Below are 12,044 nucleotides of genomic sequence, written 5' to 3' on the forward strand. Positions count from 1 at the left end.
TATCTAACTTTAATAATCACATTTAAACAAAATTAAAAAAAACAGCTCCGAAAAGCTGCTTTAAGTCCTTATTGGTGCGGAGGGGGAGACTTGAACTCCCACGTCAAAGACACTAGATCCTAAGTCTAGCGCGTCTGCCAATTCCGCCACCCCCGCGTAGATAAGTATAAAATTGTTGGAGCGGGAAACCAGGTTCGAACTGGCGACATTCAGCTTGGAAGGCTGACGCTCTACCAACTGAGCTATTCCCGCAAATGGTCGGAACAGCAAGATTTGAACTTGCGACCCCCTGCTCCCAAGGCAGGTGCGCTACCGGGCTGCGCTATGCTCCGTTATATTTTGTCTCTCAACAGGAATAATAATAACATAACAAAAAAACTTTTGCAAGAGTTTTTTTGTTTTTTCTTTTATTACTGCCATTTACAACCACAATTAATTACTCAGAAGCTATTAATTCCAAGGAATTTTAAAGTAAAAAAATCCTCACTTCTAAAAACTTGAAAAATAATTTTCTTTATGTTATTTTGTATATATATACTTCAAAGAGTTAGGAGCTTAATATGTTAGGACTTTTTATCATCACTTTTATAATTTTGGCTTTAATATTTAGAGATTATTTAATTTATGTAGTATTATTCTTTGCCTCTTTAATCGCTGCAGACTGTTTTTTATATTACCACATGATCAAGCCTTGTCTCAGGAAGTTTTTTTAGAATTTTTTTTCACTGATTATGTCTAATTTAAATAGAGGTAAGAGTCTAAATAAACAAACTGAATTGCTATCTTTAGTTAAGGTTCAAGTATTTAATTTATAAGGATTCGTTACTTTTCTCTTGAAAGAAAAGTAACCAAAAGTTCAAGCCTGTGAAAAATCAGCTAAATAACCTTGAAAATCCAAGAAAAACTCGAAACTCGCTACGCTCAGACAGTCGATTTTTTCTAAGGATTTTACTGCAGTTATTCTTAACGCTGATTTTGTCAATGGCCAAAAGAATTTCAAAAGATTTAAAGAAAATCATTTAAGATTTTGAATTCCCCCTTTAAAAAATACCGTTAAGAAATCATCTTGTGAAATCCACTTTCATTGAAATAAGGAGGTTTACCGACTATATTTCAATAGAAAGTTAGTTCAGAAGTGATTTGACTTAGAAAATAATGAGTGGAACGAATATATTTTCTAGTTCTTGTAAAATTTATTTTTACAAGTTTCATTAATTTTAATTGGGTGCCTTTTCTTTGGTTACTTTCTTTGAGCAAGCAAAGAAAGTAACACGGGTTTTCAGATAAATTCAGTAATTTATTTGAACCATCAACTTTTATAAATAACCAACCTAATTTATTGTCACTTTTCTTTGAAAGATAATCTTCCAGTATATTCATAATCATTGTTTAAAAATTAGAAAAAATTTAATTGACTAAATATAAAAGAAAGGATTTAGAATCACTTAATTTCAAGTGATCTAAGTCCTCTCTTTTAAAAAAACTATTCTGAAACTTTTATCTTCCCTTTAATAATATCATTTTTTATCTTATTAAGTTTAGCCATTCTTTTTTCCCCTATTATATCTTTTGTATATTTGAAATCTGTAAGTGAGACACCATTGCTTGCAAGGTTAGCCTGAGTATAACCAGGAACAAATTTATCTTTTATCAGGTCTGATACAAGACTGTACACAGCATTATCTATCCTTACTCTCACAGATGTCAGAATAGTCCCTGGAAGAACCCCATCCTCATCTACATCGCAGCCTATTGCGTATACGCCTCTTTCTTTTGCAGCCTGGAAAAGACCTCTTCCTGTACCTTCTGCCACGTGCATAATTACGTCTGCTTTTCTATCCATCATCATAAGTGAAATATTTTTACCAGTTGCCGGATCGTTAAATGGGTTGCTGCTTGTAGTAGGCATATAAGTGTTAAATACCTTTACCTTTGGATTGACATATTGTGCCCCCTGTCTAAATCCATTTTTGAATCTGTTGAAAGACCTGTTATCCATTGCAGGAATTGTTCCTACAACTCCAGTCTTACTCATCATTGCAGATAGTGCTCCAGCCAAAAATGACATCTCCTGTTCAGCAAAGTCTATAGTGACAGTATTTGGTATCTCTATTGTGGCCCCTACAAGTCCAAACTTTTGATCTGGATACTCTTCTGCGGCTACTTTCAAAGATTCAGCTACCACTGTTCCCATTCCGATAATAATATCATACTGACCGGTACTTGCAAAATCTCTCAAATACTGAAGATCCTCATTTATATTTGAAGGTTCAACATATTTAAATTTTATTTCCCCCTCGTCTTGCAACTTTGTCAAAGCCTCATAAGCCATATGGTTAAATCCCGTACCTAAGCCCCCTGAGGACAATACCAGTCCTACCTTTGTTTTTTCTGCTCCAAAGGCTGTAAAAGTAAAAATGATAATTCCTGCTAAAATACCCAATAATCTCTTCATGAAAATTCCCCACCTCGTAAATTAAATTTAGACCTTTAATTTATCATATTTTTGAAAAAATATGCACTTTTAAAATTCTCAATTGTTCCGGTACAATTATCATTTTTTAATGATTTATATACGGAGTAAAGAGTATAGAAGACAACGAAATAATTAAAATTAACATAGTTTTAAAACTAAAAAACCCGCCTTAAGGCGGGTTTTAATTATCTATGGGATTTGATTTTTTCAGCCATAGCTCTTGCAATATTTTCAAGCTTTTCATAGTCTTCCAAAGTAGGATTCCCTCTTACTTCAACAGCCTCTGCTACAATCTCATTTCCGTTTAGTGCATCAGCGAAAGCCTGTATTCCTCTTACTCCTCCACCACTCCACATCATATTTCCAAATATACCTAAATATCTATTTTTTAATCCGTAATTCTGTAGTTTATGAAGTAATGGTTGTACCTTTGGATAAAGGGCATTGTTGTGTGAGCATGAACCAATAATAAGTCCCTTATACTTCCATATGTCACTTAAAATAAAAGAGTGATCTGTTTTAGAAGCGTCATAAACTTTTACCTCTTTTATTCCCTGAGCACTTAGTTCTCTAGCTATGGCGTTTGCCTGTTTTGCTGTATTACCATACATAGTTCCGTATACTATAACTACACCTTCTGATTCTGGCTCAAGCCTAGACCAGTAGTCATAATGCTTTATAACTCTTTTTATGTCAGTTCTCCATACTATACCGTGTGATGGACATATATATTTAATCTCAAGAGGACTTAATTTTTTTATTGCATTTTGAACCTGCATACCATATTTCCCAACTATGTTGGCATAGTATCTTCTCATCTCATCTTCATAAAAATCAAAGTTTACTTCATCATCAAAAATTCCACCGTCTAAAGCTCCAAAACTTCCAAAGGCATCATTTGAGAAAAGTATTTTTTCTGTTGTATCATAAGTAACCATACTTTCAGGCCAGTGAACCATTGGCATCATAGCAAAAGTAAGTTTATGATGTCCTAAATCTAAAACATCCCCCTCTTTTACAATATGAAAATTTTCCTCATTTGCTTCGTGAATAAATGCTTTCATCATAGGGAATGTTTTAGCATTTCCCACCACCTTTGCATTAGGATATTTTTTCATAAGATCTCTAAGACCACCTGAATGATCAGGCTCCATGTGATTCACCACAATATAATCAAGATCTTTACCATCTAAAACACACTCAAGTTTCTCCATGAAAAGTCCCTCTACACCGAACTCTACCGTATCGATAACACAAGTCTTCTCATCTTTAATAACATATGAATTGTACGCTACTCCCATCGGAAGAGGCATGTAATTTTCAAATCTCTCAGTTTTTCTATCATTTGCTCCAACCCAATAAACACTATCGGTTACTTTTACTAAATTATGCATTTTTACCTCCTTATAAAATCATTACAAACAGTCTATTTAATTACAATAATATCAAAATTATATTTTTTTCACAAGATTTTTTTGTAAAACATAGCTTTACAAAACTACTCTTTCACTCTTAAAATTATACTTTTATATCACAGAAATTTCAAGTTTTTAAAAATTAGTTTCAAAAACTGATTTCTTTTGCTATTGCCACTTTATTTTTTTGTGATATAATCTTTTTAAAGTCTATATTTCAGGAGGACAAAATGGATCCAATACTATTTGAAATCGGAGGCTTCAAGTTAAGATATTACGGCCTCATGTATGCACTAGCATTTTTTATAGGAATAGAGATAGCAAAAAGAGAGGCAAAGAGAGTGAATATGTCTCCAGCCCTTTTAGAGAACTTTGCCATAACGGCTATGGTGTCTGGACTTATTGGAGGCAGACTTTACTATGTACTTTTTAACCCTCATTATTACTTTAATAATCCCATGGAGATACTCGCTGTTTGGAACGGCGGAATGGCAATTCACGGTGGGATTATCGGTGGGATTATCGGTACCTTTATCTTTGCCCACAGAAATAAAGTCAGCCCTTGGAAACTTGGAGATATTGCCGCAGCTCCATTTATTCTGGGACAAGGTATAGGTAGATTTGGTAATCTTATGAACGGGGAGATTCACGGAGTACCTACCTTTACACCTTGGAAGGTTATATTCACACTGAAACCTGGTTTTTATACATGGTATGATCAGTATAGGTCGATGAGTATAGAGGCTCAGATGAAGTACAAGGAACTGGTTCCCTGGGGAATTGTTTTTCCTGAATCTTCACCTGCAGGGAGTGAATTTCCAAACCTTCCGCTGCATCCGGCTATGCTATACGAAATGTTCTTAAACTTCACAGCTTTTTTACTTATCTGGTTTTATTTCAGGAAAAAAGAGTATGCTGCCGGTACTGTTTGGTGGATTTATGTAATTATGTACAGCCTCATAAGAGTTTTTGTAAGCTTTTTTAGGGCAGAAGATCTTATGATCGCAGGATTTAGAGCTCCTCACGCAATTAGTATCATCTTCGTTTCTGTTTCCATAATTATGATTAAATATTTGAATAAAAGAGATATTTAAGAGGGATAATTCGTCCCTCTTTTTTAATGAACTTTAGGATATTAAGCTGATAAAGTTTAACTTTGGATAAAAATATTTAACTGAAAGATTTAAATTTGAAAAAATTTCTAATTAGTAGTATAATTTTCTTAAAAAATTACTGCTATTATTGATGAGGTGAAATTCAATGAAAAAAAACGTATTACTGGGAGTTACAGGTGGGATAGCTGCATATAAGGCTGCAAATATAATCTCTCTCCTTAAAAAGAATGGGTGCAATGTCAGAGTCATCATGACAAAAAGTGCCACAGAGATAATAACTCCTCTCACCCTTGAGACCCTTGCAAGAGACAGAGTTATAGTAGATATGTGGGAAAAAAAGCCCAATCTTGAAGTAGAGCATATATCTTTCGGAGAATGGGCAGATGTGGTTTTAGTTGCTCCGGCTACATATAACATGGTGGGCAAGGTAGCAAACGGAATCGCAGACGATATGCTTTCTACAGTTATATCTGCTACAAAGGCACCTGTATATTTTGCCCTGGCAATGAATGTAAATATGTATGAAAATCCTATTTTAAAGGACAATATCGACAAATTAAAAAAATATGGGTATAAGTTTATAGAGGCTGATGAAGGATTCCTAGCATGCAATGTAAATGCCAAAGGAAGATTAAAAAAAGAAGAGGATATTGTAAATATCATCAAAACTGAATTAAACCCGATAGAAAAGTCACTTAACAATAAAAAAATTCTTATTACTGCAGGAAGAACAGAAGAAGCAGTAGATCCTGTAAGGTACCTTTCAAACAGATCCACTGGTCAGATGGGATACTCCCTAGCCTCAGCTGCAGCACAATTAGGTGCAGAGGTAACTTTAGTTTCAGGCCCTACAAATCTATCTGTTCCTGAAGGTGTTAAAAACTTTTTACAAGTTAGAAGTGCACAGGAAATGTTTGATACAGTCATGGAATATTACGACAGTCAGGATGCAGCTATTGCCTGTGCTGCTGTGGCAGACTATAAGGTAAAAGAATACTCCACACATAAGATAAAGAAAAAAGATGATGACATGGTTTTGGTCCTTGACCGAAATCCTGATATTCTTTATGAAATGGGTCAAAAGAAAAACAAGCAGTTTCTTATAGGATTTGCCGCAGAAAGTGAGAATTTGATAGAAAATGCCACAAGAAAACTCCAAAAGAAAAACTTGGATCTCATCGTAGGAAACTTAGTTACATATATGCAAAGCTCAAACAATCAGGTTACATTACTTAAAAAAGATGGATCAAAAATAGAAATACCTGAAATGAAAAAACAGGAACTTGCATTTAATATTTTAAAAGAGATCAAATTCTAATTCAGATAATATTATATATTAAAATTTTTAAACAAGATTTACTAAAAAACATATTGTTTATAGAATATAAAAATGTTATAATAATTGTGCTTTAATTCTTCAGGTTCACAAATAAAATATCTTATGGCTTAACGCCTACCGCATATACAAGCATAGATTGTAAGACTGGTTTTAAAAAGGTATTTTAGCCTAGAGTTATAAGCACAATAATTTTGGAGGTGCTAAAATGCTAAAAGGAACAGTAAAATGGTTTAACTCAGAAAAGGGATTCGGATTCATCACTTCAGAAGAAGGAAACGATTTATTCGTACACTTCTCTGAAATCAACAAGCCTGGATTCAAAACTCTTGAAGAGGGAGAAGAAGTTACATTTGACGTAGTTGAAGGACAAAAAGGTCCACAAGCTGCTAACGTAACTCCTGCAAACTAATAAGTTCAGAATAGCCTCAAAGCAACTTTGCTTTGAGGCTATTTTTTATTCTTATATTAAATTAGACTTTTAACACTTTTTGCTTATATATAAATTTCTCCTTTTAATGTTATTATAAAATCCCCTATAATTTCTAGCCTTCTATCTTCTCTTAATTTCAAAAGCATTTCCCCGCCTCTTTTTGACGCCTGATAGGCATTTAATACATTTTTTCCTAGTATTTCAGACCAGTAAGATGCCAATAAAGTGTGTACAGAACCTGTAACAGAGTCTTCGTCAATGCCAGCCCAGGGATTGAAATATCTCGAGATAAAGTCATAATCTGCTCCTATAGAGGCAGTTACACCGAGTCCTTTTATCCCCATGACATCTAGCTGTCTCATCAATTCAAAGTTTGGATTTAACTTTAAAACTTCCTCATGATTTTTCAGGTGTACTACGAGTTTTTTTGTGTTTTCGCCTAAAAAAATATTTTCATACTCTGATATACCCACAGCTTCAAGTAGTTTTTTATTTATGGGAAAGCCTTCAAATACAGGTGTATCCAACGGAAAATCCAAGACAATTTTATTTTCTTTTTTTCTGGCAATTAATTTCCCAGATTTAGTTCTATAGATTATTTCATCAGTCTGCACATGAAATTCATCAAACAAGATTGCTGAAGCAGCAAGGGTTGCGTGTCCGCACATTGATACTTCGACTTTTGGAGTAAACCAACGTAATGAGAAAACATTTGAACTTTCCAAAAGACTATTTTTTTCAGGAATCAAAAATGCTGTTTCAGAAAGATTCATCTCTGCAGCTATAGCCTGCATTATCTCATCTTCTATTGGTTCTTCTAATATACAGACTCCTGCGGAATTCCCATGAAAGGCTTTATCTGTAAATGCATCCACCTGATAAATTTTTAATGCTTTTATTTTTAAACTCATCTTTTCTCCCTTTTATAGACTAAAGGATTTTTTTTCTTTTATTTCAACGATATGATTCCAAGTGCCCCAAATATCCCTATCACTGAAACTGATAAACCTATAAGATAATACAGCGCAGTGGTACCACTATCACCGATCAATTTTCTCATGCTCTTGGCCTTCCTACTCTCCCAGTAAAATGAAGGTTTGTAAAAAGTACAAACCAGGGTAAATATTCCTAAAAATAATAAAATCATTTCTACCTCCTAGTGATATATCTAATTTTTTTAATTTAGGTATACACTTATCTTGGTTTCATTTTTATGAATCTAAATGGATCCAGTATCTGAGGGTTGTTTCCCCTTCGAGTTCTATTTTATCATATAAAATCCCGTTGGCACTTTCTATTGTTTTTGCCGAGGCTATATTGCCTTCATCACAGGTTATTAAAATATTATTATACCCTTTTGCTTTAACTATATCTAGAAGCAGCAGCAGCATTTTTAAAGCGTACCCATTCCCTCTTTCTGAAGGTCTGATGCCATAGCCTATGTGTCCCCCTTTGCAAAGAAGATCATCATTAAGCTCATGTCTGAAATGTATGGCTCCTAGTACTTTTTTCTTATTAACTAAAAAATAAAGTGTCGACGGAACAAATCCCTTTTTATAGACCTCGTCTGTTTCGTCAGTTGTCCATCTTGTGAGCAGTTCATGAAAGCTTGCATCTTCTTGAGTAGCTGCCATGGGTACAATTATCTCCTCTGAAAATTCCCAATCATTTATATATTCTAAATACCCAGATTCAGACAGCTTGTTGTATTTTACTATTTTCATCCCCATGATATTCCTCCACATATATCTAACTCTTTACTGAATAAATTATTTTTCTGCAATTATCAGCATCTCAAAATCCTCTGTTGTAAGCTTATCTTTTCTGCTAAAGGCACCTAATTTTGCTCCATAGATGTCAATAGTCTTAAAACCCAGTGATTTTAAAATCCAGGTTATTTCAGATGGTGCATAATATCTCTCATTGCAGTGAAGTTCCATTTGGTTTCCAGAATCATCCTCTAAAGAGGTGGTATTGTGTTCACGAAAGGTCATTAGATCAAAGGAACTTTTCTCACAGCTTGCATTTCCTTCTTGCTTTTGGGACTCTATAAAATCTTTTACTGAGTGGTATAGAGGAAATAAAGCATTTAGTGTTGTAAATATTAATTTCCCATTTTCCTTTAGTGACTTGGCAGCACTTTCAAGTATCTGGTAATTCATCTCATCAGTTTCCATAAGGGAAAAAGCTCCCTCACAGATCATAATAGCCAGATCAAACTCCTCTTTGAAAGTAAGATTTCTGGCATCTGCCTTTTGAAAATAAACATCTACTTTTTCTTCTTCGGACTTTTCTTTTGCTCTTTTCAGCATAGACTCTGACAGATCAATCCCAGTTACATAATAACCACGCTTTGCTAATTCTATAGAATGACGTCCAGTGCCACACCCAATATCTAAAATTCTGATATTTTTATTGTGATAGATCTCATCTTCAATAAAGTTGCACTCTCCAATAGTCCCCTGTGTAAAGCTTTCACTGTCATATTTTTTACCATAGTTTTCAAATAAGGTTTCATACCACTGTTTCATATTACTCCTCCTATTTTTAAGCTGAGACATCTAAAGATTTTCGGTAATTCTCAAAAATAAATTTAACTTTCAGTTTTAAAAGTCCAGGCTAAGATCCTGCTGATCTTTTGTCCTTGACTCATCTCTAATATTTTTATATCTTTAGCCCCTAGTTTATACAATAACTTCTGGGTTGGCTTTATATTGTCCTTGTTGGAAATCAGGGATGTAAACCAGGTAACTTGGGAAGAAAACCTAAGACTTTCCTCGGCCATTTTTTTCAGGAAAAGGCGCTCTCCACCAGGACACCATAATTCAGCTTTCTGTCCACCGAAATTCAATCCTTTTTTTACTTTTTTATTTTCTTTATTGAGATTATTCACTTTTCTTTTATTTGCCTTTAAGGCATCCTCTAAGGAAGCATGAAATGGAGGATTACACATGGTCAAATCAAATTTATCATTTTTTTCGATTATCCCTTCAAAAATATTTTCCCTATTTTTTTGAAGTTTTAGAGTTATTTTATTTTTCAAAACTTTATTTGAGTTCACTATTTTTTTTGCATTTTCTATGGATTTCGGGTCTATCTCTGAAGCTACAAAATCCCAATTATAACTTTGACTTCCTATAATAGGGTAAATGCAGTTTGCACCTGTTCCTATATCTAATACTTTTACACCTTTTCTTTTCCCTTTTAGCAATCCTGCTATATAGTGTATATAGTCTGCTCTCCCAGGAATAGGGGGGCATAAAAAACCCTTTGGTATATCCCAGTTGTCTATATCGTAGTAGGTTTTTAAAAGTGCCTTATTTAAAAGAATGACCCCTTTGTTGTCACTAAAATCTATAGTTTCTTCCCCTCTTGGATTTTTTTTCAGGTACTTTTTCAATTCCGGCAGATTTTTTACAAGTAATTTAAAATTATATTTTCCTTTATGGGGATTTTTTGGATGCAGTTCCCCTTTTTTCTTTATCTTTTTCACTTTGCACTCCTTATTAATTGAATGTCTTTAATATCACAGATTAAATTGTAGCACGCTTGATTATTCCAGGCAAGGAAAAGCAAAACACAAGAAATAAAAATGATATTAGAAAGACACCTTCTAGCTCATAAGAAGGTGTCTTTCTATGTTATTATTTCATAAATCTCTTTCTTCTAGAATCGTATTATATTCCAAGCTGTCCTCTGTTTTGAAAAATTCTGTTTTTTTCACCATGAGTAAAAACCACCCCACAAGAATCACACCCTTTAAAATACTTGTTATAGTGAGTGTCCACCAAACTCCATTTAATCCTAGCAAAGATTCAGAGGAGAGAAATATAGACAAGGGGATCCTCAGGGCATTAAAGACTATGCTGACTATAGAGGGTGGTGATGTCTTTCCAAGACCATTGAAAGCCCCTGCTGTAACTATCTCTATACACATAAACAATTGAGAATATCCAAGTATTTTTAAATACTCCACACCGAATTTTACAGCTTTTTCCTCTGGAATAAAAATTGAAAATATCGGTTTAGCAAAAACAATCAGAAGAAGAGTGGCAAAAACACCAACTACAGAAATAATCGCGATCCCAGTTGCATAACCTTTTTTTATACGTTTTGGCTGTTTTGCTCCGTAATTTTGTCCCACAAAGGTAGAAACTGCAACCTGAAATCCACTAGCTGTCATCCAGGATATGGCTTCTATCTGAGAGCCCACCTTTTGTACTGCCATAGGAAGAGGCCCCCACTGTGCTATTATTCTGGCTATTACCATTGTAAAAAATGTAAAAAGCCCGTTGTGAAGAGCCACAGGCAACCCCAGCTTTATATATTCTTTCATAATATATGGTTCAGGTTTATGGTGAAAATCTAGAGAGCTCACCACTCCTTTTCCCTTATTTATATATATGAGAAAAGTTGTAAATACCGTAAAATGTGCCAAGACTGTGGCAATTGCAGCCCCCTGTACTCCCATTGCAGGAATAGGTCCTATTCCAAATATAAGAAGAGGATCCAGTAAAAGATTGACCCCTATACCGATTGTATTTATATAAAATGGTGTCTTACTGTCTCCGTATCCGTTAAAAATCCCTGTAAAAACAGGATTTGAAAAACTAAATATCATCCCTAAAACAATGATCTTGAGATAGGATACTGCCATGGATATAACACTCTGATCTCCCAGATTGAAAAATCCTATTAATTTATCACTAAAAAAATAAACTAGAGTTCCATAAAAAACGGAAAGCATAAAATTCATTTGAAGAGCGTTTCTTGCATAGTCTTTTGCCCGGGAAAAATTTTTCCCCCCTATACTCTGGGAAACTCTCACCTCTGCTCCTATTTTTGATACAAGTATAAATGCAAAACTAAACCACACATAAAACCCTGCACTTCCAACTGCTGCCACAGAACTGCTCCCAGTCCTTCCTATCCAAAACATATCAGTAAGGTTATAGGCCATCTGAAGAAAAGATGTTGCCATTACAGGAAAGGCCATTTTCAATAGCCCCTTCGAGATGCTTCCCTGAGTCATATCTATTTTTGATTTCATTATTACCCCTTTCAAAACAACATAAAAAAAAGATATCACATCATACAACCTTTGCATAGCCATTTTTTCTAACTGTAAATTGTTACAGTTTAAAGTCAGCTGTTTTTAGATCTATATGGGATACCTTTATACAATATATTTACTTGTTATATTTTTATTTTTTATAAAGGGAATATGATTCTTCTATACCCTAACTTGAATAGCTACTAACCTTTTCGA

At 34.2% G+C, this 12,044-nt stretch carries 10 protein-coding genes and 3 tRNA genes; 3 read left to right on the forward strand and 10 right to left on the reverse strand.

What is annotated here, in order from left to right; genetic code table 11:
• Positions 1-72: 72 nt before the first annotated feature.
• From ILYOP_RS05870 to ILYOP_RS05890, 5 genes are all read right to left on the reverse strand, one after another.
• Positions 73-156, reverse strand: a tRNA-Leu gene (locus ILYOP_RS05870).
• 20 nt (positions 157-176) lie between these two features.
• Positions 177-252 (reverse strand) — tRNA-Gly (locus ILYOP_RS05875).
• 3 nt (positions 253-255) lie between these two features.
• Positions 256-332: transfer RNA gene (locus ILYOP_RS05880), tRNA-Pro, on the reverse strand.
• 1,151 nt (positions 333-1,483) lie between these two features.
• Complete coding sequence (locus ILYOP_RS05885; protein ID WP_013387615.1) at positions 1,484-2,455, reverse strand: BMP family lipoprotein; 972 nt, start codon at positions 2,453-2,455, stop codon at positions 1,484-1,486.
• A 206-nt stretch (positions 2,456-2,661) separates the two neighbouring features.
• Positions 2,662-3,870 carry an FprA family A-type flavoprotein gene (locus ILYOP_RS05890; protein ID WP_013387616.1) on the reverse strand — a complete coding sequence of 403 codons (1,209 nt, stop codon included), beginning with the start codon at positions 3,868-3,870 and terminating at the stop codon, positions 2,662-2,664.
• Between the two features lie 233 nt (positions 3,871-4,103).
• Here ILYOP_RS05890 and lgt point away from each other — a divergent pair, with 233 nt between their 5' ends.
• The 3 genes from lgt (at position 4,104) to ILYOP_RS05905 (ending at position 6,754) form a co-directional block, all read left to right on the forward strand.
• Positions 4,104-4,985 (forward strand): prolipoprotein diacylglyceryl transferase, encoded by an 882-nt coding sequence (gene lgt, locus ILYOP_RS05895; protein WP_280985349.1) that lies wholly within the window; start codon positions 4,104-4,106, stop codon positions 4,983-4,985.
• A gap of 166 nt (positions 4,986-5,151) precedes the next feature.
• Positions 5,152-6,324, forward strand: a complete 1,173-nt coding sequence (coaBC, locus tag ILYOP_RS05900) for a bifunctional phosphopantothenoylcysteine decarboxylase/phosphopantothenate--cysteine ligase CoaBC (protein ID WP_013387618.1) — start codon at positions 5,152-5,154, stop codon at positions 6,322-6,324.
• A 226-nt stretch (positions 6,325-6,550) separates the two neighbouring features.
• Complete coding sequence (locus ILYOP_RS05905) at positions 6,551-6,754, forward strand: cold-shock protein (RefSeq protein ID WP_013387619.1); 204 nt, start codon at positions 6,551-6,553, stop codon at positions 6,752-6,754.
• Positions 6,755-6,837: 83 nt separating this feature from the next.
• Here the strand turns inward: ILYOP_RS05905 and ILYOP_RS05910 are convergent, their stop codons facing one another.
• From ILYOP_RS05910 to ILYOP_RS05935, 5 genes are all read right to left on the reverse strand, one after another.
• Entirely contained in the window at positions 6,838-7,686 is an 849-nt protein-coding gene (locus ILYOP_RS05910) for a PhzF family phenazine biosynthesis protein (RefSeq protein WP_013387620.1), read from the reverse strand.
• Positions 7,687-7,986: 300 nt separating this feature from the next.
• Positions 7,987-8,505 (reverse strand): GNAT family N-acetyltransferase, encoded by a 519-nt coding sequence (locus ILYOP_RS05920; protein WP_013387622.1) that lies wholly within the window; start codon positions 8,503-8,505, stop codon positions 7,987-7,989.
• Positions 8,506-8,544: 39 nt separating this feature from the next.
• Entirely contained in the window at positions 8,545-9,336 is a 792-nt protein-coding gene (locus ILYOP_RS05925; RefSeq protein WP_083789101.1) for a class I SAM-dependent methyltransferase, read from the reverse strand.
• Positions 9,337-9,368: 32 nt separating this feature from the next.
• The gene (gene rlmF, locus ILYOP_RS05930; protein ID WP_013387624.1) at positions 9,369-10,268 is read right to left on the reverse strand and encodes a 23S rRNA (adenine(1618)-N(6))-methyltransferase RlmF; all 900 of its coding nucleotides are present in this window, start codon (positions 10,266-10,268) and stop codon (positions 9,369-9,371) included.
• Positions 10,269-10,424: 156 nt separating this feature from the next.
• Complete coding sequence (locus ILYOP_RS05935) at positions 10,425-11,888, reverse strand: MATE family efflux transporter (protein ID WP_342633585.1); 1,464 nt, start codon at positions 11,886-11,888, stop codon at positions 10,425-10,427.
• Positions 11,889-12,044: the final 156 nt, after the last annotated feature.

The sequence above is a fragment of the Ilyobacter polytropus DSM 2926 genome, from assembly GCF_000165505.1.
GTDB classification, from domain to species: Bacteria; Fusobacteriota; Fusobacteriia; order Fusobacteriales; family Fusobacteriaceae; genus Ilyobacter; species Ilyobacter polytropus.